The organism is Streptomyces diastatochromogenes (assembly GCF_002242805.1).
In the GTDB taxonomy this organism is placed as follows: Bacteria; Actinomycetota; Actinomycetes; order Streptomycetales; family Streptomycetaceae; genus Streptomyces; species Streptomyces diastatochromogenes.
Map to the genome: position 1 here is coordinate 364,474 of NZ_MCGQ01000013.1, position 22,729 is coordinate 387,202.

The following is a 22,729-nucleotide window of genomic DNA, read 5'->3' on the forward strand; positions in this document are numbered from 1 at the left end:
TGCTCTCCTCCGCGGACGGCGTCCGGCCCGGTGCCCCGCGGGGAAGCTGTGTCGGCCCCGTGCGGGGCGTGTGATACGTGGACGTTCGTACGAATGGCGCGTGTTAGCCTCCCCCGCGGTCATGATCTATCGCAACGGGGGAAGCGTGATGGGCGCGTCTTCGGACGGCTACACGGTCAGGTCCGGCATGTCCGGGCAGGCGAAGGAACTGGACGACGCGGGCGACGACGCGGGAGACATCCGTACGGCGATCAGCCCCGCCATGTGCTACACGCAGGACGCGCTGGGCGGCTCCGAGGCGAGCGAGGCGTTCAACGCGTTCGCCGCGGCCTGGCAGTCGGACGCGGCCACGCTGGAGTCGGCGCTGCATGAACTCGCCGACAAGGTCCGCCTCTCCAAGGGCGCGTACGCGGGCAGCGACCACAGTGTCGGCACCCGGGCGGAAGCGGTGTCCGTCGGCGGGAACGGAGGCGTCACCACCATGCCGGCGTACGCCGACCGTCCGTCTGTCCTGTCGAAGTTCTGAGGGCGGGCCGATGACGGGATTCCTGAACCCGCTGGGCGCCCTGGACTCCCCGGCCGGCCGCCGTTCCTGGCTGGCCGATCTGGTCGAGAGCATTCCCAAGGCGGGGTCCAAGAACGATCTGCTGGACCAGATCGACGGCGCGCTCTTCGTCTCCGCGCCGGTGGGCGACACGGCGGCCCTCGAATCGCTGGGCAAGCAGTACCGCGGCCAGGTCGACAAGGCCGGTGACGTGCACGACCGGGCGAACAAGGTGGCCCGCAAGGGGCTGCCGGAGGTCTGGGTCGGCGACACCAGCGTCCTCGCCGCCGACGCGGTGGGCGCCGCCGCCCGGGCCGCGACGAAGATGGCCGAGGCGTTCCAGGGCGGCGCGAAGGCGCTGCTCGCCCTGGCCGACGTGCTCGGGCACGCACAGAAGCAGGATGCCGACGGCCGCGCCAAGATGGAGCAGGCCAAGCAGCAACTCGGCCCCAAGGACAGCTTCTTCGACCTCGGCCGCCTGATCGAGACCGAAGAGGAGAAGGCCGAGCAGGAGAAGGCCCTCGCCGCGGCCCGGACCGTCGCCACCGACGGGGTCGGGCTGATGCACAAGGCCGCCGTCGCCGCGGACGACGCCGTACGCGCCGCGGCCCGGGACTTGAACAAGTGGGCGGCCGAGGCGCGCGCCGGGAAGATGCACAGCGGTCAACTGACCGCGGTGGACCAGCTGATGCTGGCCGACACCAGCGGGAAGGCCGGTGCGGCCGACTACAACGAGATCCTCACCGCCAATGACCTGGAGCGCTCTGGCCGGGCCATGGACAAGCTCTCGCCGGCCGACCGGACCCGGATGGACCAGCTCCTGGCGAACGCGAAGTCCCCGCAGGAGAAGGCGTACCTCATGAAGGCCCTCGCGGCGGGCCACGGCGTCGACGACATCGAGACGTTCGACGGGAAGATCCACGGCAAGGACCCGGCCTGGCTGCAGCGGCACCTGTCGCCGATCGTCACCCAGGGGGACAGCCTGAAGGACGAGGGGACGGACCCCGGTAGCGGCGCCAACGTCAACACCGATCTGCAGAGTTTCGACGGCCAGCAGTGGTCCCAGGGCGGCGACGGCAGCGAGGGCACGTGCGTGGCCTCGTCCACTGTCACCGCCCGCGCCATGGCCGACCCCGTCTACGCCCTCGGACTCACCGGTGGCCCGAGCGGCCAGGAGGACGACCCGGCGGCCTTCCGGCGCCGCCTGGTGGACGAACAGCACCGGGTGCACCAGGAGGGCCACGGCGGCGCCAACTGGAACGGCATGGACCTGGGCGGCAAGACCGAGGTCGTCAACAAGGAGATCAGCCCGGAGACCGGAAGCTCCTACGAACTGCACGAGGTCCGGGACGCGGACGCCCGGCGCAACGTCCTGCCGGACATCGAGAAGGCGGTGGCGGAGGGCAAGCCGGTGCCCATCGGGGTCGAGGGGTACACGGACGGCAAGCGGTCCGGCCACGCCATGATGATCATCGGCCAGGAGGGTGACAAGCTGCAGATCTACAACCCGTGGGGCCAGACCACATGGGTCAGCGAGGACGACTTCGTCAACGGCGGTATGGCGAAGGCCAGCGACAACCAGCTGCCCGACGCGTACGCCGTCCATCTGCCCCAGGACTGAGGAACAGGCCGGAACCGATCATGACCGCACGCACCCCGCTTCTCGGCGCGGCCGCCGCCCTGGCCTGCCTCCTCGTCCTCACCGGTTGCGGCAAGGGCGGTGGGACCGGCCACAGCGGCCCCACCGGCACGCCCGGCGAGACCGCCAGGCCCAGCGCGACTGCCGAGCCCAGCGCGACGGGTAAGGCCGACGAGTACGGCATCGAGCACCGGAGTATCACGGTCGAGCCGGGTGAGAAGTTCGCCCTCACCGTTCCGTCGGCCGCGACCCTGGGCGAGCACTGGTACCTCGCCGACCCCGAGCCGGACGCGGCCGTGCTGAAGTACTGGGGCGACCGGGCGACCGGCGACGGCAGCGACGCCGACGGCAGCACCGGCGGGACCCAGTCGTTCGACTTCACCGCCCTGGCGAAGGGCAAGGCCGCGGTACGGCTGCTGCACTGCCCGCTGCACACGTGCACCGGCCCCGGCCCTCACGACAGGTCCACCCTGGGCCCCACCCCCGACGGCACGGCGTCCCCGTCCCCGTACCCCACCCTGACCGCCGACCCGCACTCCCATGTCGGCGCCGGCTTCTACGTCTTCACCATCACCGTCCGCTGACCCGGACCGGAACCGAGGCCCTCATGCCCCCTGCTCCCGACAGCCGCACCGACGACGAGGTCCTGGCCGCGACCGACGTCGCCGTCCTGCTGCGCTACGGCCTGACCCAGGACGCCTTCCGCACAGCTCTGTTCGGCGACGGCGCCGTCGCGGCCGCCGTCACTCTCGACCGGCTCGGCGTGCTGCCGCGCTCGCTGGTGTTCGTCGCCGAGATCGTCCGGTCCGGCGGCCTGGCCTACGCGGCCGAGCTGCCCGAGCCACTGCCGTCCCCGGAGCCGGCCGCGATCCTGCGGGACTGGCTGAGCGGCGCGGCGCAGACCGCCGGCACACCGGAGGGCGACACCTGGGCTGCCCGCTGGCTGGCCGCGGTCGCCGAGATCATCGCCCTGCGCCGGGCCACCCGTGAGGGCACGCCCTAGGCGTCCGTGTCGGCCAGCCAATTGCCGTGGAAGCCGAACGGCACCCGAGCCGGCAGATGGACCGTGGCCACCGGCGCGGCGGCCAGGTCCCCGGCGTCCAGGACGACCAGGTCGCTGCGGTCGGTGGCGGCGTCGTGGACGTACGTCAGCAGCCAGCCGGGGCCGCCGGGCACGTCGTCGGCCGGGGCGAACGCGGCCTCGCCGGGCGTGCGGCCGGGACCGAAGTCGTGCGCGGTGACGGCGCCGGTCGTCAGGTCGTAGCGGACCAGTGAGGTGCCGCAGGTCACGTGCCCGTGGAGGGAGTCGAGGCCGGTCAGGCGGTCGTCGACGCGGGGGAACTCGCCCGGGCGGTCGTCGATCTGCTCCTCGCGGACCGTGCCGCGGGCCGGGTCGATGGTCCACTTCCACAGCACCGCCCGCTGCGGCGCGGAGCTGCCGTCGGCGGTGCGGCGCCACATCTCCGGGTAGCGCATGACGTGCAGCACGAGGGTGCCGTCCGGAGCGTCATGGGCGTTGAGCGAGTGGAAGACGTAGCAGGGGTCCACGTCGAACCAGCGGACCGCGCCGTGCGGGTCGTCGCGGCGCAGGACGCCGAGCCGGGCGCCGTAGCCGTCGTCCCAGCTGTAGGGCATCGTCCCGCCGGTCAGGGCGAGTTCGAGGTCGAAGACGACGGGCAGGTCCATGAAGACGACGTGCCCGGCGGTGAGCGCGAAGTCGTGCAGCATGGTCGGACCGGGCACCTCGATGCTCCTGCTGATCACCAACTCGCCCGTGGCGTCGGCCCGGTGGTAGGTGAGGTGGGTGGGCTCCGCCATGCCGTAGCCGAAGAAGTGCAGTTGGCCGGTGGCCGGGCAGGTCTTCGGGTGGGCGGTCATCGCGGTCCCCAGCCGGCCGTCGAAGTCGTAGGGGCCCAGGGTGTCGAGGTCGCGGGTCAGCTCGTAGGGCAGGGCCGTCTCGACCAGGGCCAGGGTGCGGCCGGCGTGCCGGACCACATGGGTGTTGGCCGGGCCGGAGGTGAGGTCCCGCCGGCCCTGGTCGTCGTACATCCGGGTCCCGTCGGTGAACCGGGTGGTGCGTACCCAGCGGTTGCGGTAGGAGACGGCCCGCCCGCCGTCGAGGCGGACGCCGTGCACCATGCCGTCGCCGAAGAACCAGTGCCCGGAGGCGGCGTCGGCCGGGTTCGGGCCGTTGCGCAGGTACCAGCCGGCCAGCTCGGGCGGGATCGTGCCGGTCACCGGCAGGTCGTGCGCGGTGAGTTCCTCGGTGACCGGGGCGTAGTTGCCGCCGAGGTGCTTCACCGGGCCACCTGTCCGGCCTTGGCCTGGACGTGGGCGACGTAGCGGACGGTGAAGACCATCGGGACGGCGAAGCCGGCGATCTGGATCACGGTGGCGGCGGTGGAGTGGGCGTGGCCTGCGTGGGCCACCAGGGCGAGGGCGACGGCGGTCGCCACGAAGGCGGCGGTCCATACGGCGGTGATGACGACGTTGGTCCGGATGAACGGCTTCAGACCCCAGAACTCGGGCGGGGTGCTGCGCTTGGCGATGCCCAGGGTGAACGGCCGCCCGATGGCCAGCGAGACACCGGCGATGACGGCGAGGGTGCCGGAGGAGAGCGCCGCGGAGTAGTCGTGCACGCCCGAGTGCGGGTCGGCGAAGGCGACGGCCGCGAGGACGGCGAAGAAGACCGCCGAGCCGGATTCGATGATGAGTGCGTCAAATCCGGTGCCGGACTGCTTCTCCTTGGCGATGATCGCGACGGCGACCAGCAGGGCGGCCAGAGCGCCCCACTGCCAGTCCCCGGAGGGGAAGACGGCGAAGACGATCCACGGCAGGAACGTGCGCAGGTACGACATGGGACTCCCCGTTTCCGATGATCTCTTGTCTCGGTGGTCTCTGGTGCTTGGTGGTCTGTGGTGCTCGGCGATCTCTTGCTTCCTGGTCTGACATGTCAAAAGTAGAAGGTCACCTCGCGACATGTCAACAGTGGAATGTAGAGTGGGGGTCATGAGCCTCAGACACGCACTGCTCGGCCTGCTCTCGGAGCGCCCCGCCAGCGGGTACGACCTGCTGAAGCGGTTCGAGACCTCACTGGCCAACGTCTGGCCGGCCACGCAGAGCCAGATCTACACCGAGCTGACCAAGCTGGCGGACTCCGGGCTGATCATGGTGGCCGCCGAGGGGCCGCGCGGCCGCAAGGAGTACACCCTCGCCGACGCGGGCATGGCCGAGCTGCGCCACTGGCTGACCGAGACCAAGCCCCAGCGCAACACCCGCAGCGACCTGCTCCTGCGCGTCTTCTTCCTCGGCGTGCTGCGCCCCGAGCAGGCCCGCGCCTATCTGACCGAGCTGGTCGAGCTGTCCGCGCACGAGCACGAGCAGCTGAGACAGCTCGACGAGGCCATCGACTGGGACGACGACGACCTCTCCGTCTACGGCCGCATCGCCCTGGAGTACGGCCTGCGCTTCAACGCGATGCGCAGGGAGTGGGCCGAGTGGGCGGCCACCCAGATCAAGTAGCCCCTCTGGTAGCCCCTCAAACAGCCCCGAGGAAGACGGGGTTGGTGAACGCGGCCATCGCCCCCGGCACCGGGCCGAGGGCCGTCTCGTGGCGCACCTCCGCCCGGACGTAGGCCGCGTACGCCGGTGTCGTGCGCCACTCGACCACGCCTGCCCCGGACACCGGCAGCGGCTCGCTGGTGAACAGGACGCCCTGGTCGGTGACGAAACGGACGGAGCAGCGCGGGACGCCGGAGGCCTCCAGCCGGACCGTCACCGGGGTGTCCTCCGGCACCGCCAGCCGCTCCCCGATGCCGGCCTCCCGGCCGCCCCCGGCAACGCTGAGCGAGAGCGTCACATGCCGCGACTCGGCCACGTACGACCGCCCTGCGCGCAGACCCTGCTGGATCGCCGCCCGGGTGAGGTCCTCGGCGAGAACGACCGTCTGGGGCATACCGACCGCGTCCGGGTCGCGGTGGGCGTCGCTGTTGCCCATGGCCGGAAGCCACTGCCGCCCTTTCCCCCTCTCCCGCACGGACGCGACGAGCTGGGCGTCCCAGGCGGCCAGGGTCACCTCGTCGTCGGGCGTGTACGGCCCGTTCCACACCTCGACCGCGTCGGCCTCCCCGAACCCGAACTTCCAGCCGCACCCGACGCACGTGGCATGCGGATGGGCCGGTACGACCAGCCCGCCGGCCTCCCGGATCCGGCGGGCGAAGCGACCGAAGCGCCCGTCCCGGGCCCGGTACCGCCAGTCGACGAAGGTCCCCGGCTCGGTCCCGAGGGCCAGCACGTGACCGTTCCTCGTGGTGACCTCCTCGCCCAGCAGCACGAGCAGATCGTCGCCCGCCACGTCGGCCCAGTGGGCATGCGAGGACGTCGTGTTGTGCTCGGAACTGTTGATGAAGTCCAGCCCGGCCGCCCGGGCCAGTGCCCCGATCTCGGCCGGGGTGCGGCGCCCGTCGGAGTGCCAGGAGTGGAGATGACAGTCACCCCGGTACCAGGCCCGGCCCCGGCCCAGCGCCCGGTCGGCCGGATACACCGGCCGTGGCGTCTCGCCCGGCTCCCCTTCGACGAGCGTGACCGTCACCTCGTACGACAGCCCCTGCGGCGCGACCGTGTAGGGGCCGAGCACGATGTGCCAGGTCCCGGGGTCGAGCGGCCCCGGCAGGTACCCGGGCGTCGCCTCGTCACCCCGCACGAAGAACTCCGTACGCGCACCGCCCGACCAGCCCCTGAAGCCCGTGTCGATGCCACGCTGGTCGAAGAGCCCGATGTCGAGGGCGTTGCCGGGGGTGCCGGGTGGGACGGCGGGTTTGTCGTAGGTGTAGAAGACCTTCAACTCGCGAGTCCCGGGCGGTACTTCGACCGGCACATAGACGTAGTCGGGCGATCCCGGAGGCAAAGTGCCGCGCAACGTCGTCACGTCTCCAACGTAAGCCAACCCGAGGGGCGCGGGGAACTGCGCGACCAGCCACAACGAAGCCGCACCACCCCACGCACCGTACGTCCCCCCGACCCCCCGGACCCCGCTGAACCGGCGGAGCCCCATGCTTATGCTCAATGAATGACGACTTCCGCGACCTCCGGGACCGGCCCGACCGAGAACTCCATGCGTCGCGCCCTCAAACGTGCCCGGGACGGCGTCGCCCTCGACGTCTCCGAGGCGGCGGTGCTTCTCCAGGCCCGCGGCGAGGCCCTCACCGACCTCGCCGCGTCCGCCGCCCGGGTGCGTGACGCGGGCCTTCAGGCGGCGGGCCGGCCCGGTGTCATCACCTACTCGAAGAGCGTCTTCATCCCCCTGACCCGGCTGTGCCGGGACAAGTGTCACTACTGCACCTTCGTCACCGTCCCCGGCAAGCTGCGCCGCGCGGGCCACGGGATGTTCATGTCCCCCGACGAGGTGCTCGACGTCGCCCGCAAGGGCGCGGCCCTCGGTTGCAAGGAAGCCCTGATCACCCTCGGCGACAAGCCGGAGGACCGCTGGCCGGAAGCGCGCGAGTGGCTGGACGCGCACGGCTACGACGACACCATCGCCTACGTCCGCGCCATCTCGATCCGCATCCTGGAGGAGACGGGCCTGCTGCCCCACCTCAACCCGGGCGTGATGTCGTGGACGGACTTCCAGCGGCTGAAGCCGGTGGCTCCCTCCATGGGCATGATGCTGGAGACGACGGCCACCCGGCTCTGGTCCGAGCCCGGCGGCCCGCACTACGGCTCCCCGGACAAGGAACCGGCCGTACGGCTGCGGGTGCTGGAGGACGCGGGCCGTTCCTCGGTGCCCTTCACCTCCGGCCTGCTGATCGGCATCGGTGAGACGTACGAGGAGCGCGCGGAGTCCCTCTTCGCCCTCCGCAAGGTCTCCCGGGCCTACCACGGCGTCCAGGAGCTGATCATCCAGAACTTCCGCGCCAAGCCGGACACGGCGATGCGCGGCATGCCGGACGCCGAACTGGACGACCTGGTCGCCACGGTGGCCGTGGCCCGGCACATCATGGGCCCGAGCGGCTGCCTCCAGGCCCCGCCGAACCTGGTGGACGACGAGTACGAGCGGCTGATCGGCGCCGGCATCGACGACTGGGGCGGGGTGTCCCCGCTCACCATCGACCACGTCAACCCGGAACGCCCCTGGCCGATGATCGAGGAACTCACCGAGCGTTCCCGCGCCGCCGGCTTCGAGCTGCGCGAACGGCTGTGTGTGTACCCCGAGTTCGTCCGGCGCGGCGAGCCCTGGCTGGATCCGCGTCTGCGCCCGCACGTGGCCGCGCTCGCCGACCCGGAGACGGGCCTCGCCCTCCCGGACGCGGTGGTCGAGGGGCACCCGTGGCAGGAGCCGGAGGAGGCCTTCGTGCCCAGCGGCCGCACGGATCTGCACCGCACGATCGACACCGAGGGCCGTACGGCCGACCGGCGCGACGACTTCGACGAGGTGTACGGCGACTGGGAGGCGCTGCGCGAGGCGGCGGCTCCCGGCATGGCGCCGGAGCGCATCGACACGGACGTACGGCAGGCGCTGCGCACGGCCGCCGACGACCCGACGAGACTGACGGACGCCGAGGCCCTGGCCCTGTTCCACGCGGACGGCCCGGCGCTGGACGCGCTGTGCCGGGTGGCGGACGACGTACGCAAGTCGGCCGTCGGCGACGACGTCACGTACATCGTCACCCGCAACATCAACTTCACCAACGTCTGTTACACGGGCTGCCGCTTCTGTGCCTTCGCGCAGCGCAGGACGGACGCGGACGCGTACACCCTGTCGCTGGAGCAGGTGGCGGACCGGGCCCAGCAGGCCTGGGACGTGGGCGCGGTCGAGGTGTGCATGCAGGGCGGCATCCACCCCGACCTGCCCGGGACGGCGTACTTCGACATCGCGAAGGCGGTGAAGGACCGGGTCCCCGGCATGCATGTGCACGCGTTCTCCCCGATGGAGGTGGTGAACGGCGCTACCAGGACGGGGATGTCGATCCGGGAGTGGCTGTCCGCCGCCAAGGAGGCGGGCCTGGACTCCATCCCCGGTACGGCGGCGGAGATCCTGGACGACGAGGTCCGCTGGGTGCTGACCAAGGGCAAGCTGCCCGCGGCCACCTGGATCGAGGTGATCACGACGGCCCACGAACTGGGCATCCGTTCCTCCTCGACGATGATGTACGGCCATGTCGACCAGCCCCGCCACTGGCTGGGCCACCTGCGCACACTGGCCGGGATCCAGCAGCGGACGGGCGGCTTCACGGAGTTCGTGACGCTCCCCTTCATCCACACGAACGCGCCGGTGTACCTGGCGGGCATCGCCCGCCCCGGCCCGTCCACGCGGGACAACCGGGCGGTGACGGCGATGGCCAGGCTCCTGCTGCACCCCTACATCCCGAACATCCAGACAAGTTGGGTCAAACTGGGCGCGGAGGGCGCGGCGGAAATGCTCCGCTCCGGGGCGAACGACCTGGGCGGCACCCTGATGGAGGAGACGATCTCCCGTATGGCGGGCTCGTCGTACGGCTCGTACAAGTCGATCAGGGACCTGGTGGCGGTGGCCGATGCGGCCGGCCGCCCGGCGCGGCCCCGCACCACGCTCTACGGCCCGGTGTCCGAGGAGCGGCAGCGGGCGGCGGAGGCCTCCGACGGCCACCTGCCGGATCTTCTGCCGGTCCTGGACTGAGTACGATGATCCGACCCCTGCGCTGAGAAGGGGGACCCGTAGCGGAGGAGATGCGTACCCGTGGCTGCCCTACTGCCCTCGTGGGCCTGGGTCTCCGGTCTGACGACGGGGGCGATCGCGGTTGTCGTCGCCCTGGCCGTCCAGGCGGACCACGGGCCGCATCCCACGGCCGCGGTGGCCCGCCCGGCCCCCTCGGCGTCGGCGGGCGCGCACGCGTCCGCCTCCTCGAAGCCGTCGGGGCCGCCCGCGCTGCCGGAGGAGTCCGGCACGGGCCGCCGGATCGTGTACTCCCTCGGCGAGAAGCGCGTGTGGCTGGTGGACGCCACCGGCAAGGCGGGCCGCACGTTCACGGTGTGGCCGGGCACGGTGAGCCCGCAGCCCGGCCGCTACTCGATCACCCTGCGCACCCAGTCCCTCAAGGGCTCGGACGGCGTCGAGATCGAGCACGTCATGTACTTCACCAAGGTGTCCGGCGTGAACGTGGCCTTCTCCAACGCCCTGGACGGCGCCTCACCGCCGCCCTCGAACGGCCAGAAGCTGGGCGGCATCCGCATGCACAAGCAAGACGGTGCCGCCCTGTGGGCCTTCGGCGATCAGGGCACGAGGGTGACCGTCGTCAGCTAGCGTCCCGCTGTCCGGTCCCGCCCGGCAGCTGGTTGACGATCAGCGCCACCCCGCTGAGCAGGAACACCCGGGTCGCCGCGTCCAGCCCGTTCCAGGTCTTCGACTGCCACATGGAGAACCACTCACCGCCGATGGCGATGAACCCGGCACCGAAGAGCAGCACGAGCATCAGCAGCCCGTAGGTGGAGAACCGCCGGGCACGGTCGACGTCCCGCCGCGCCCACAGCCAGGTGCCCCAGATCAGGACGAGCGCGGCGACGGTCTCCCACACGATGATCGCGACGTACGCGGTGTCCTGAAGCGCGGTGCTGGTGATCGCCCGCCACATCAGGTCGTCGTCCTTGAAGGTCGTGTCCATCGCGAGCACATGCCGCACGAACTGCTGGTTCGTCCCGAAGTCGGTGATGTTCCCGAGGGCGACGAGGGCGATGTAGAGGGCGAGTATGCCGGTGAGGACGCCGGCGGCGAGCCTGAGGCCTGTGTGGCGTGTGGGGGTGGTGGTCATGGCTGGATTCTCCCCGACGAACGCCGTCTCCTCCCACGCGCATTGAGCCAGAATGAAGGGGGATCGCGGGGAGGGTGTGCGCATGTCGCAGGCACGGCCGTCGATGCAGGAGCTGATCGGGCGGCGCAGGCGGGCGGGGTTCGTCGGGCGCAGCGACGAACGGGCGGCGTTCCGGGCCAACTTGGACCTTCCGCCTGAGGATGAACGCCACCGCTTCCTGTTTCATGTGCACGGCAACGCCGGTGTCGGAAAGACGTTCCTGGTCAGGGAGTTGGAGCAGCTCGCGCGGGAGCGCGGGGCGCTGACGGCGTACGTCGACGAGGGCGCGGGGAGCGTGCCGGAGGCGATGGCGGCGATCGGTCACCAACTCGCCAAGCAGGGACGGCGGTTGAAACGGCTGGAGGAGATGCTCGCCGCGTACCGGGACCGGCGGCATGAAGCGGAGGCCGAGGTCGCGACCCTGGAGCCTGCCCCCGAGGGCCCGTCCCCGCTCGCCACGACTGCGGTACGGCTCGGCATGGCGGGCCTCGGGGCGCTGGTCCCCGGGGCCGGCGCGTTCGTGGGAGCCGTGGACGCGGGCCAGCTCACCGAGGGAGCCGCGCGTTTGAAGGCGAGGCTGAGCGCGCGGTTCCGTAACCAGGAGGACGTGCAGCTGGTGCTGGCACCGGAGCGAGTCCTGACGCCCCGGCTGCTGGACGAACTGTCGGACATCACCTCGTCGGTCCCGTGGCTGGTGCTGTTCTTCGACACGTACGAGCGCACCGGCCCGTATCTGGACGGCTGGCTGCACGAGCTGATGACCACCGACCGCTACGGCGCCCTCCCCGCCGACGTCATCGTCGTCACCGCCGGCCAACGCCCCTTCGACACGGCCCGCTGGGGCGGCTTCGCTGACTTCATGACCGACGTACCGCTCGGCCCGTTCACCGAGGCGGAGGCGCGGGGCCTGCTGGCGGACAGGGGGGTCGTGGCCGAGCCGGTGGTGGAGGAGGTGCTCCGCCTCTCCGGCGGCCTGCCCGTCCTCGTCTCCACCCTCGCCGAGGCCCGCCCGGCCGACCCGGACGACGTGGGGGACCCGAGCGCCACGGCCGTGGAACGCTTCCTGAAGTGGGAGCCGGATGCGGTCCGGCGGGCGGCGGCCCTGGCCTGCGCGCTGCCCCGGCGACTGGACGCGGACGTGTTCCGGGCGGTGGTGGACTGCGCCGAGGAGGAGGCCGAGACCCTGTACGACTGGCTGCGGGGGATGCCGTTCGTCAGCGAGCACGGGGAGCGGGTGCAGTACCACGATGTCGTACGGGCGCCGATGCTCCGCATGCAGCGCCGGCGCTCACCGCGCCGGTGGGCGCAACGGCACGGGCGGCTGGCGGAGACCTTCGGAGGGTGGCGGGCGGAGCGGGAGGGGGGCCTGGGCGATCCCTGGGCGGACGAGGAGTGGCGGGAACTCCGGCTGGCAGAGGCGTATCACCGGCTGTGCGCGGGGGAGCGGACCGCGCTGCCGTTCGTGCTCGGGGGCGTGGTGCGGGCCTGCGGCCGGGGGGAGGAGGAGGCCCGCCGCTGGGCACGGATGCTGGTGGAGGCCGGAGCGGACACCCACGCCGAGGCGGTGACGGGCTGGGGCCGGGAACTGCTGCACGCCCTTGAGGCCCCGACCGCCGCCCCCGCGCTGGGCCTGCTGCTCGACCGTGCCGCCCTCGACTCCACGTCCCGGGCCATCGCGCACGCCGTCCGGGGCAACATCTTCCGGGTGGCCGAGGAGCACGAGCGTGCGGTGTCCGAGTACGACCGGGCCGTCGCCCTCGACTCCGAGCTGATCTTCGCCCGCCACGGCCGTGCTTTCGTCCGTGCCGAACTGCGGGATTTTGAAGGGGCTGTCGCGGACCTGGACCACGTTCTCGGCCTGGAGCCCGACAACGCCCGCTACCTCGCGTCCCGCGGCGACTACCACCGGATGTGCGCGCGCTACGACGCCGCCCTGCGGGATCTGGACCGGGCGATCGAACTCGACCCGACGCTGCGAGGCGCCTGGGCCGCGCGGGGTGTCATCCACCACACGCTCGGCCGGTACGACGTCGCGCTCGCAGATCTGGACCGGGCGCTGGAGATCGACCCGGACTTCGTCTGGGGCCTCGTACGCCGGGCCCGGCTTCGGCGGTCACGTGGTGAACGCGAGCAGCAGCTCGCCGACCTCGATCGGGCGGTGACCCTCACCCCAGAGGCGCCTTGGGTGCTGTGCGAGCGGGGCGACGCGCTCAGCGCCGTCGGCCGCGTGCGGGAGGCGCTCGCCGACTACCAGCGGGCCATCGACGTCGACGACGCCTACGCCTCGGTGTATGCCAGCAGGGGCGCCCTGTACGGCAAACAGGGCCGCGACGAGGAGGCGCTGGCGGACCTGGACCGCGCGCTGACCCTCGCTCCGGACTATCCATGGGCCCTGGTACACCGTTCCAAGGCGCATCACCGCCGAGGCAGGTACGACAGAGCGCTCGCTGACGCCTACCGCGCGGTGGAACTGGACTACGAGGGTGCGTGGGCCCTGGCGAACAAGATTCAGAGCGACATGAGCGTCGGCCGGCTGGAACAGGCGCGGGTGGACCTGGAGCGATACGTCACGCTGGGCGGTGATCCCGACTGGGCGAACCGGCAGTTGGTCTATCTGCACCAGTTGGGCGGCCGGTTCGACCAAGCGCTGGCGGAGGCGGACACGGCCGATACACGATGCGCCGTGCACCTGCTCACCGGGAACTGGTCCCTTGCTCGGCGGGCGGCCGAAGAGGAACTGGCGACCGACAAGCTATGGGGCCTGTGGCACCTGGCCCTGGCGGTGAGCGGGGAAGAGGGCACGACCGCCGCCCGTCCTTTGTGGGCGAGGCTGGCCCACGAGGCACGGCGGCCGGATGCCTACTCTCCACAGGTGCACGCGTACATGGAGGCCGCGATCAGCGCGGCTCTTCAGGCCTGGTCCGAGCTGGACACCTGGCTGCACCGCGTGCTGACCTCGTACGACTGGCCTTACAAGGCGAGCTTGGCCGACTGCCTCGACATCCTGCTCCACAGCCCCGGCATCGACCGGGCCAGGCTCGCGCCCCGGCTGGCGAGAGTGGTCGCGGCCCGGGACGCGATGCGTGCGCGCTACGCGGAGTGAGCGGCGAGATCTGGGCCGAACTCATCCCGAGACCACCGGCCGCACCTTGCTCAGCATCAGGTCCAGGAACTGGTCCGGGTGCCGGAACGACGCGAAGTGGCTGGCGTTCCTGATGAGGGCGAAGCCCTTCACGGGGGCCGTGACCTGCTCGTAGAGGCGGTGGGCCGGCTCCGGTGGGGTGAGGACGTCGCTGTCGCCCTGGAAGATGAAGAAGGGGAGACGGAAGGACGTGCCCTCGGCGCGCTCGTCGATCGTCATCGCCTGCGGGCCCAGTTGCTCGGAGAAGCTCATGCCCTTCAGGTACATGCGCAGTCCCCGCAGGGTGTGGAACGGGGAGAACCAGAGGGAGCGGATCACGACCGTCTTCATCGTGTCGTAGGTGAGCGGATCGGTGGTGGTCACGATCTTCGCGTGGTCCGCCCACTCGTGCGCGGACCAGGCCGTCCGGTCCGGGCCCATGGCCACGATCTTGGCCAGCTCCTTCTTCTTGCCCGCCTTCTCCAGCCGGGCCAGCAGGGCCTCGTACGACGAGGTGTCGCGGCCGCCGTCGATGACGTTCTGGTCGGTGCCGACGTACGCCGAGTACAGCTCGGGGTGGTTGCGGGCCAGGCGCAGGCCGGTGACCGTGCCGAAGCTGTTGGCGACGAGGAGGAGCCTGGCGACGCCCAGGCGCTCGCGGACGTACGCGGTCACCTCCAGGGCGTCCTGGTAGACGCGGTCGAGCGTCATCTCGCCCTGGCCGGCCGGGCCGCCCGCCGCGAACGTCCGGCCCGCGCCCCGCATGTCCCAGCGCACGATCGTGAAGTGCCGCTCCCAGGCGCGGGTGCGCGGGATGAAGATCAGGTTGGAGGCGCCGGGGCCGCCGTGGATCTCCAGGATCACCGGGTTGGACAGGTCCTCGCCGCGGATGGAGATCCACTGGTCGATGCCGCCGATGCGGACGTTCGACGACTCGTCGATGCCGTTCGGTGCGGTGATGCCGAGCTTCTTCGCGAGCGAGGCGCGCTTGAGGGCGCGGTAGGTGAGCAGCATGAGTGTTCCCCCTAAACTGTTTATGCCGTCAGCAGTTGTGTTTACGGTATATACAGTTGGTGGGCGAAGTCAACGGGCTTCGCCGGGGTGAAGGGGAGGAACCGGATGGCCGCCCGGAACAAGGAGCAGGACAAGCCGCGTGACCCGCGGGCGACCCTCGCGCTGCTGTGGGGCGAGCAGGAGCAGCCCACCCGCGGCCCCAAGCCGAAGCTGTCCCCGCAGCAGATCGCCGCGGCAGCCGTCGAGCTGGCCGACGCGGAGGGGCTGGACGCCGTCTCCATGAGCAAGGTGGCCGGCGGATTCGGGGTCTCGGCCATGGCGTTGTACCGCTACGTCCCGGGGAAGAACGAACTCGTCGAGCTGATGGTGGAAGCCGTGCTCGCCGGGGGGCCGGATCTGTCGGGGGTCCCGGAGGGCGACTGGCGGGCGGGGGCGCGGGAATGGACCAGGCAGTGCGCGCGGGTCTACGCGGACCATCCCTGGTTGCTCACCGCCACCGCGATGCGCCGCCAGATCATGGGGCCCCGGCAGCTGCGCTGGCTGGACGCGGCGCTCGCCGCCCTGGAGCCGACGGGACTGGGCGGGGCGCAGCGGCACCAGGTGTTCCTGCTCCTGATCGGGCTCGTCCGCAACCAGGCCCAGCAGCTCCGCGACCACGACGAGGAACACGACCGGGAGTGGAACCGGCTCACCGGCGACCTGCTGGCCCGGCACGCCGACCGCTTCCCGGCCCTCACCAAGGCGGTCGCCGAGGGCGCCTTCGACCCGGCCGGCACCGCCCCCCTCGACTTCGGCCTCGACCGGATTCTGGACGGGGTCGAAGCGCTCACAGCTGTGCGGGAATGACCAGGCGGTGCCGATTTGCCCCCGTGAACCGACCGTCCCGGGTCGATTACAGTGCTGGGCGTCGTACGTACGGACGGTGCCGTGAGGAGGTCTGAGTGACTGCGACATCCGTTGCCGTCTGGGGCCGCGCCGAGCAGCAGGACTTCCGCAGTCGGGTGCGCGGCACCCTGCTCGGTGTGGCCGTCGGCGACGCGCTCGGCGGTCCTGCCGACGCGCTCGCCCTGGACGAGATCCGTTCCGTGTACGGCGGGGAAGGGCTGCTCGACCTGGCCTTCGGGCACGGGCGGCGCGGTACGGTCACCCACCACACCCAGCTCACCCTCTTCACGGTGGACGGGCTGATCCGCGCCCAGGTGCGCCGTGACACCGGCGCCTGGCATCCGCCGACCGATGTGCACCGGGCGTATCTGCGGTGGGCGGCCACCCAGCGGGACTGGGGGCCGGACGAGCGCCGCAAGGACGACGGCTGGCTGGCGCGCGAGGAGTGGCTGTACGCCCGCCGGGACCCGACCCGGGCCCTGCTCGTCGGCCTCGGCGACGAGACCATGGGCACGCTGGAGACCCCGAAGAACCCCGGCGAACTGGGCCCGGAGGCCGTGGCCCGCTCCGCCCCCTTCGGCCTCCTGGTCGGCTGGGAACCCCAGCTGGTCATCCAACTGGCCGTGGAGTGCGCCGCCCAGACCCACGGCCACCCCATCGCCTACCTCTCGGCGGGCGCGTACGCCGTCATCGTGCACGCCCTCGCCCGCGGGGAGAGCCTGGACGGCGCCGTGCAGCGGGCCCTCGCCCTGCTCGCCGCCCGCCCCGGCCACCAGCCCGTCTCCGACGCCCTCCAGCACGCACTCGGCGCGGTACGACAGGGCCTGCCCGGCCCGTCCCGGGTGGAGGAACTCGCCGGCGACGGCACGGCGGACGGTCTGCTGGCCGCGGCCGTGTACTGCGCGCTGGTGGGGGAGGACGTACGCCACGGCCTGTGCCTCGCGATCAACCAGGGTGGCCCTTCGGCGGCGGCGGGGGCGTTGACCGGGGGGCTGCTGGGCGCCCTTCACGGTGAGACCGCCCTTCCCCCGGCCTGGCTGGCCGAGCTGGAAGGGCGGCCGACGATTCTGGAACTCGCGGACGACTTCGCCATGGAGATGACCCAGGGGCCTGCGTTGCACGGGCCTGCGGGTTCGTCCCCGGGGTGGCTGGCGCGTTACCCGCGGGCGTGAGCCGCGGCTGACCGGGGGTGGGGTCACTCACCGGCGCTGGCAGGGTGCCGCGCCCCAAAGGGGCGCGGGGAACTGCGCGACCAGCCCCCACGCACCCGCATCCGCCCACCGGCACCAATCCCTACGGCGCCCCCACCACATCGTCCCCCGCCCCCGCACTCACCGGCACAGCCAGCGCAGCGCCTTCGTCGCCATCCGTGTTGACCTTCTCGATGACCGCCAGCCGCTCCGGCGTGTCCTCGGGCTTCAGGAAGCCGATCAGGATGTACAGGACCAGGGAGACCGCCAGCGGGATCGAGACCTGGTACTGGAGCGGGACTCCGCCGTCGACGTTCCAGTTGATGGGGTAGTTGACCAGCCAGAAGGCCAGCAGACCCGCCGCCCAGCTGGTGAGCGCCGCCGTCGGCCCGGAGCGGCGGAACGGGCGGAGCAGACCCAGCATCATCGGGATCGCGATCGGACCCATCAGACCGGCCACCCACTTGATGACGACCGTGATGATGTCCTTGAAGGCGGGGGAGTTGACCTGGGTCGCCACCGCCATGGACAGACCGAGGAAGACGACCGTGGTCACCCGGGCCGCGATCAGGCCCGACCGCTCACCCCACGCCCGCGCCTTCGCCGACAGCACGGGCGCCACGTCACGGGTGAACACCGCGGCGATCGCGTTAGCGTCGGAGGAGCACATGGCCATCGTGTGCGAGAAGAAGCCGACGATCACCAGGCCCAACAGGCCGTGCGGCAGCAGCTGTTCCGTCATCAGCGCGTAGGAGTCGGACCCGTCCGGCTTCTGCGCGTGGACGAGGAGCGGGGACATCCACATCGGGAAGAACAGAACCACGGGCCAGATCAGCCACAGGATCGACGACAGCCGCGCCGAGCGCTCGGCCTCGTGCGCGCTGCCCGTCGCCATGTAGCGCTGGGCCTGGTTGAGCATGCCGCCGTTGTACTCGAAGAGCTTGATGAACAGGAACGCGAGCAGGAAGACGGTGCCGTACGGGCCGACCAGGGGCTTGCCGTGGCCGTGCAGCGCGGGCTCGTCCCAGGCGCCGAGGAAGCCGATGTTCTTGTCGCTCAGCTTCACCACGACTGCGACGAACATCGAGACCCCGGCCAGCAACTGGATGACGAACTGGCCGAGTTCGGTCAGCGCGTCCGCCCACAGGCCGCCGATCGTGCAGTAGAGGGCGGTGATCGCGCCGGTGATGAGGATGCCCTGGTTCAGCGACACACCCGTGAACACCGACAACAGGGTCGCGATCGCAGCCCACTTGGCGCCCACGTCCACGATCTTCAGCAGCATGCCCGACCAGGCGAGCGCCTGCTGCGTGGGCAGGTTGTAGCGGTTCTTCAGGTACTCCAGCGGGGAGGCCACATGCAGCCGGGACCGCAGCCGGTTGATGCGCGGCGCGAACAGCTTGGAGCCGATCGCGATGCCGAGCGCGATCGGGAAGGACCAGGTGATGAACGAGGTGACGCCGTAGGTGTAGGCGATTCCCGCGTACCCCGTGAACATCACCGCGCTGTAGCCCGACATGTGGTGCGAGATGCCGGACAGCCACCAGGGCATCTTGCCGCCGGCGGTGAAGAAGTCGCTGACGTTGTCCACGCGCTTGTGCGACCAGAGCCCGATCGCGACCATCACACCGAAGTAGCCGATCAGCACGGCCCAGTCGAGACTGTTCATGTGCCCGATCGTGGGTGCGGTCGCGTGAACACGACAAGCGAGCGTAAGGTCAAGTCAAAGTAAAAATGTTCTGAGAGATGACCTCCGTTCACCCATATGAACGCTAGCGCATCAGCTCACCCGCGTTGACCAGCAACGACTGTCCCGTGATGGACTTTGCCCGGTCCGAGGCCAGGAACACCGCCGCGTCGGCCACGTCCCCGTCCGTCGCCAGCTCCGGCAGTGCCATCCGTTCCGTCAGCCGCCCCAGCACCTCCGCCTCCGGCACCCCTTCGGTGTGGGCGGTGAACTGGACGTACGCCTGGACCGGCGGCCCCCACATCCACCCCGGCAGCACGGTGTTGACCCGGATCCGATGCGGCCCCAGCTCCCGTGCCAGCGAGTACATGGCACTCGTCAGCGCCCCCTTCGACGCGGCGTACGCGGCCTGCTTCACCTGCGAGGGCGCGGCGACCGCCGACTGCGTTCCGACGAAGACCACGGACCCGCCGCCCGCCGCCTTCAGGGCCGGCAGGCACGCCCGGGTCATCCGCAGCGTCCCGAGCAGGTTCACGTCGATGACCGACTGCCAGGTCGCGAAGTCCGCGTCCTCGACCCCGCCGAAGTAGGAGTCCCAGGCGGCCACATGCACCACCGCGTCGACCGAGCCGAAACGCTTCCGCGCCAGTGCGGCCAGCGCCTCGCACTGCCCCTCGTCGGTGATGTCGGTCGCCCGGTACGCCGTGCGCCCGCCGTCCGGATCGATCTCGGCCGCGCTCTTGGCGAGGTTCGCCTCGGTGCGTGCCCCCAGGACGGCGTTCCCCCCGTCCCGCACGACGGCGGCGGCCACCTGATGACCGAGCCCGGCCCCGACCCCGGAGACGACGACGGTCCTGCCCGCGAGCAACGACATGGGAGCCTCCCGAACCCTGGCGCTTTATCTGACGGAGCGTCAGAGTATGGGCGAGCGGAGGAGGACGGAAGGGGAGGAGCGTTCATGTCCGAGGAGACACGCAGCGAGGTGTACGCCGAACTGGCCGCCGTGGGCCCGTACGGCGTCCACCCCGGCCACGCCCTGATCACCATGGTCGAGCCGCACCCCGGCCACGAGTACGCCTACAACCGCTGGTACGAGGACGACCACTACTACGCCGGCGCCATGGCCATGCCCTGGATGTACGCCGGCCGCCGCTGGGTGGCGACCCGGGACCTGCAGCTGCTCCGCTACCCGGAGAAGTCGGCCGTCGCCCAGCCCGTCACCGCCGGCTGCTACATCTCCACGTACTGGATCACCGACGGCCGCTACGACGACCACATGAAGTGGACGGTCGCCATCAACAAACGCCTCAACCGCGACGCCCGCGTCTACCAGGACCGCACCCACGTCTTCACGGCCTTCCAGGACCACGAGACGACGGTCTACCGGGACGGCGCGGCGGGCCCGAGGGACTTCCACGCCCTCGACCATCCGTACGCGGGGCTGGTGGTCGAGGTGATCGACGCGGAGTCGGCGGAGCGGCGGGCCGAACTGCTGGAGTGGCTGCGCACCCGCCATCTGCCCCGCCGCCTGACAGGCTCCCCGGCCGCGATGGTCACGCTCTTCCGCCCGACCCCCCTCCCCGGCGACCGCATGACCTACGTCAAGCAGGTCGAGGGCGTCGACACCCGCCTGACCCTGCTGTGGTTCCTGGAGACGGACCCGAGGGAGTGCTGGGAGGACCACTTCACGGGGCTGGACGATCAGGTGACGGAGTCGGGCCTGGGCAGGGTCGAGTTGGTGGCACCGTTCATCCCCACGATCCCGGGCACGGACAAGTACGTGACAGAGCTTCGCGGCTGACCGAGACGGGTGGGCGGGTGGGAAACGGGGGTCTGGGGGCGGAGCCCCCAGAGGCTCACTTCAGCTCGTCCGGGCAGGGAGTACCGCGCGGCAGCTGATAAGGCGCAGCCAAGTGATACGTCCCGGCCCGCGGAGCGACCAGCATCGTCCACTTGTCGCCCTCGGAGTCCTCCGGCGTCTCCATCAGGCACCCGTTGACGTTGTCGTACGTCGTCCCGCCCGAGGCCTTCTGGGGAGGCTTCAGGCTCTTGCCCTGCCCGTCGACGATGCTCAGCCAAGGCGAGTAAGGGATCTTGATCAGGATCCGCCCCGCCTTGCGCACCTCCAGCGTCATCTCCCCCTGCTCGGCCCGCTGCACCACCGCGTTCGGCTCGGCGAGCGGCGCCGGATCGGTCACCCGGAACAGCTGCCAGTTGGCATCGCCCCAGATCTGCTTCAGATACGGCATCCCGCGCTGCAGCAGCTGCCGCTCGCGCTCGCCGCCGTCCCCGTCCGGGTTGTCCTTCGGCAGCACGACGAAGTGCACGGCCCACCGCTGCAGCCACTCGTGGTAGTTCGCCGAGTTGAGCGTGTCGTCGTAGAAGAGCGGGTTGCGCTCCATGTCGGCCTGCCGGTTCCAGCCGCGGGCCAGGTTGACGTAGGGCGCGAGCGCGGAGGCCTCGCGGTGCGAGCGCGCCGGGACCACCTCGACCCTGCCCTTCTCCGCGCCGACGTTCTGCAGCTGGTTGACCAGCGGGGCCAGCTCACGGGCCCAGGAAGCGGCCGGGGTCGTGTGCATGATGTCGTCGACCGACTTGAAGCCGATCCAGCCGACGGAGCCCAGGAACGCCAGCACGGTCACGTACCACTTGCGCGAGCGCGGCACCGTGTACGGCAGCGCGGCGATCAGCGCCGCACCCGCGAACAGCATCGGCAGCCGCGAGATGTTCGAGCCGATCTGCGAGCTGATCAGCCACACCAGGACGACGCCGAGGCTGTAGACGGCGGCCGTCAGCCGTACCGTGATCCACTCCTTGGGGACGAGGAACAGGATCAGCAGGCCGTAGAGCAGGGGCAGTATCACCGAGCCGATCGTCATCGGCTGGGTGCCGGAGAACGGGAACAGCCACGCCGAGACGCCGACCACCGCCGCGGGTGCGAGCCCCAGCGCCCACGCGCCGGGCCGCCGCTTCTGCAGGAACAGCGCGGCCGCGACCAGGCCCACGAACAGCCCCGCCACCGGCGAGGCCATCGTGGCGAGCGCCGCCAGCGGGGCGGCGACCAGGGCCTTCGCCCAGCGTTTGTACCGCCACCGGTAGGGCCAGCAGAAGACGGCCGCGACCGCGCCGAGCGCGAACATCGTGCCGAGCCCGAAGGTCACCCGGCCCGACACCGCGTTGCAGAGGAAGGCGAAGACCCCGGCGAGCGAGGCCCACAGCGGGTTCTTCACCGCCCGGCTGCGGATGAGGACCAGCGTCAGCAGGCCCGCCGAGACCGTCCCGGCGATCATCATCGTCGTACGGACGCCGAGGACCGACATCAGATACGGCGACACCACGCTGTACGACACCGGGTGCATGCCGCCGTACCAGGCGAGGTTGTACGCCGAGTCCGGGTGCCGGCCGACGAACTCCGCCCAGGCGTCCTGGGCCGCGAGATCGCCACCACTGTTCGCGAACGTGAAGAACCAGATGATGTGCAGAAGGCCGGCCAGAGCCGTGAACGACAGCACGGGGTGCAGCAGGAACCGCTGCCGGAGGGGCTCGGCGGCGACGAGGAGACGCCAGAGCCGGCCCTGAGGCGCGGTCGTACGGCCGTCCGCGTGGTCGTCCGCGTGGTCGTCTGCGCGGCCGTCCGTCCGGTCGTCTGTGCGGCCGTACGCGTGGCTGTCCGCGCGGCTGTCCCCGTGGCTGTCGGTGTGGTCCTTGTGATGACTGTCCGTGTCAGCCGTGGACAGGCGTATTCGTGGGCCGGATCCCGGGTCCGGATCGGCGTCGTCCGCGCGTGTCGGCTCGGTTGTGGCCACCTGAAGGCACTCCCCGTGTCC

Annotated in this window: 19 protein-coding genes; 11 read left to right on the forward strand and 8 right to left on the reverse strand. The window is 71.1% G+C overall.

The window, feature by feature from the left end:
• Positions 1–148 precede the first annotated feature (148 nt).
• From BEK98_RS16500 to BEK98_RS16515, 4 genes are read left to right on the forward strand one after another with little or no spacing between them, the layout of a single operon-like run.
• Positions 149–526 (forward strand): hypothetical protein, encoded by a 378-nt coding sequence (locus tag BEK98_RS16500; RefSeq protein WP_094217268.1) that lies wholly within the window; start codon positions 149–151, stop codon positions 524–526.
• A gap of 10 nt (positions 527–536) precedes the next feature.
• Positions 537–2,165 carry a peptidoglycan-binding protein gene (locus tag BEK98_RS16505; protein ID WP_094217269.1) on the forward strand — a complete coding sequence of 543 codons (1,629 nt, stop codon included), beginning with the start codon at positions 537–539 and terminating at the stop codon, positions 2,163–2,165.
• 20 nt (positions 2,166–2,185) lie between these two features.
• Positions 2,186–2,767, forward strand: a complete 582-nt coding sequence (locus BEK98_RS16510; protein ID WP_094217270.1) for a protease inhibitor I42 family protein — start codon at positions 2,186–2,188, stop codon at positions 2,765–2,767.
• 23 nt (positions 2,768–2,790) lie between these two features.
• Positions 2,791–3,186 carry a hypothetical protein gene (locus BEK98_RS16515; RefSeq protein ID WP_094217271.1) on the forward strand — a complete coding sequence of 132 codons (396 nt, stop codon included), beginning with the start codon at positions 2,791–2,793 and terminating at the stop codon, positions 3,184–3,186.
• Here BEK98_RS16515 and BEK98_RS16520 read toward each other — a convergent pair.
• Both BEK98_RS16520 and BEK98_RS49570 read right to left on the reverse strand, forming a co-directional pair.
• Positions 3,183–4,484: a carotenoid oxygenase family protein gene (locus BEK98_RS16520; protein WP_208643120.1), complete on the reverse strand. Its 1,302-nt coding sequence runs from the start codon at positions 4,482–4,484 to the stop codon at positions 3,183–3,185. The two genes, BEK98_RS16515 and BEK98_RS16520, sit on opposite strands and share 4 nt — an antisense overlap.
• Entirely contained in the window at positions 4,481–5,041 is a 561-nt protein-coding gene (locus BEK98_RS49570) for a hypothetical protein (protein WP_208643121.1), read from the reverse strand. Before BEK98_RS49570 ends, BEK98_RS16520 begins: the two co-directional genes overlap by 4 nt.
• A gap of 151 nt (positions 5,042–5,192) precedes the next feature.
• On the opposite strand from BEK98_RS49570, the gene BEK98_RS16525 reads away from it, so the two are divergent.
• Positions 5,193–5,705 (forward strand): PadR family transcriptional regulator, encoded by a 513-nt coding sequence (locus tag BEK98_RS16525; protein ID WP_094217273.1) that lies wholly within the window; start codon positions 5,193–5,195, stop codon positions 5,703–5,705.
• A gap of 16 nt (positions 5,706–5,721) precedes the next feature.
• On the opposite strand, the gene BEK98_RS16530 is transcribed toward BEK98_RS16525, so the two are convergent.
• The gene (locus tag BEK98_RS16530; protein WP_167444183.1) at positions 5,722–7,236 is read right to left on the reverse strand and encodes a CehA/McbA family metallohydrolase; all 1,515 of its coding nucleotides are present in this window, start codon (positions 7,234–7,236) and stop codon (positions 5,722–5,724) included.
• A gap of 15 nt (positions 7,237–7,251) precedes the next feature.
• Between BEK98_RS16530 and BEK98_RS16535 the strand changes: the two genes are divergently transcribed.
• Complete coding sequence (locus tag BEK98_RS16535) at positions 7,252–9,837, forward strand: bifunctional FO biosynthesis protein CofGH (protein WP_094217275.1); 2,586 nt, start codon at positions 7,252–7,254, stop codon at positions 9,835–9,837.
• Positions 9,838–9,897: 60 nt separating this feature from the next.
• Positions 9,898–10,461 (forward strand): hypothetical protein, encoded by a 564-nt coding sequence (locus tag BEK98_RS16540; RefSeq protein WP_094217276.1) that lies wholly within the window; start codon positions 9,898–9,900, stop codon positions 10,459–10,461.
• Here BEK98_RS16540 and BEK98_RS16545 read toward each other — a convergent pair.
• A complete protein-coding gene (locus BEK98_RS16545) occupies positions 10,454–10,966 on the reverse strand; it encodes a DUF2165 domain-containing protein (protein WP_094217277.1) in 513 nt (170 codons plus the stop codon). The two genes, BEK98_RS16540 and BEK98_RS16545, sit on opposite strands and share 8 nt — an antisense overlap.
• 82 nt (positions 10,967–11,048) lie before the next feature.
• Here BEK98_RS16545 and BEK98_RS16550 point away from each other — a divergent pair, with 82 nt between their 5' ends.
• Positions 11,049–14,108 (forward strand): ATP-binding protein, encoded by a 3,060-nt coding sequence (locus tag BEK98_RS16550; RefSeq protein ID WP_094217278.1) that lies wholly within the window; start codon positions 11,049–11,051, stop codon positions 14,106–14,108.
• 21 nt (positions 14,109–14,129) lie between these two features.
• Here BEK98_RS16550 and BEK98_RS16555 read toward each other — a convergent pair whose 3' ends face one another.
• Positions 14,130–15,140: an alpha/beta fold hydrolase gene (locus BEK98_RS16555; RefSeq protein WP_094217279.1), complete on the reverse strand. Its 1,011-nt coding sequence runs from the start codon at positions 15,138–15,140 to the stop codon at positions 14,130–14,132.
• Positions 15,141–15,245: 105 nt separating this feature from the next.
• Between BEK98_RS16555 and BEK98_RS16560 the strand changes: the two genes are divergently transcribed.
• Both BEK98_RS16560 and BEK98_RS16565 read left to right on the forward strand, forming a co-directional pair.
• Entirely contained in the window at positions 15,246–15,986 is a 741-nt protein-coding gene (locus tag BEK98_RS16560; RefSeq protein WP_094217280.1) for a TetR/AcrR family transcriptional regulator, read from the forward strand.
• 95 nt (positions 15,987–16,081) lie between these two features.
• Complete coding sequence (locus BEK98_RS16565; protein WP_094217281.1) at positions 16,082–17,197, forward strand: ADP-ribosylglycohydrolase family protein; 1,116 nt, start codon at positions 16,082–16,084, stop codon at positions 17,195–17,197.
• A gap of 121 nt (positions 17,198–17,318) precedes the next feature.
• On the opposite strand, the gene BEK98_RS16570 is transcribed toward BEK98_RS16565, so the two are convergent.
• On the reverse strand, positions 17,319–18,884 hold the full coding sequence (locus BEK98_RS16570) for a sodium:solute symporter family protein (RefSeq protein ID WP_094217282.1): 1,566 nt from the start codon (positions 18,882–18,884) through the stop codon (positions 17,319–17,321).
• A 103-nt stretch (positions 18,885–18,987) separates the two neighbouring features.
• Positions 18,988–19,776 (reverse strand): SDR family oxidoreductase, encoded by a 789-nt coding sequence (locus BEK98_RS16575; protein ID WP_094217283.1) that lies wholly within the window; start codon positions 19,774–19,776, stop codon positions 18,988–18,990.
• A gap of 84 nt (positions 19,777–19,860) precedes the next feature.
• Here BEK98_RS16575 and BEK98_RS16580 point away from each other — a divergent pair, with 84 nt between their 5' ends.
• Positions 19,861–20,703 carry a hypothetical protein gene (locus BEK98_RS16580; RefSeq protein WP_094217284.1) on the forward strand — a complete coding sequence of 281 codons (843 nt, stop codon included), beginning with the start codon at positions 19,861–19,863 and terminating at the stop codon, positions 20,701–20,703.
• A 55-nt stretch (positions 20,704–20,758) separates the two neighbouring features.
• On the opposite strand, the gene BEK98_RS16585 is transcribed toward BEK98_RS16580, so the two are convergent.
• Complete coding sequence (locus BEK98_RS16585; RefSeq protein WP_208643122.1) at positions 20,759–22,708, reverse strand: MFS transporter; 1,950 nt, start codon at positions 22,706–22,708, stop codon at positions 20,759–20,761.
• Between the last annotated feature and the right edge of the window lie 21 nt (positions 22,709–22,729).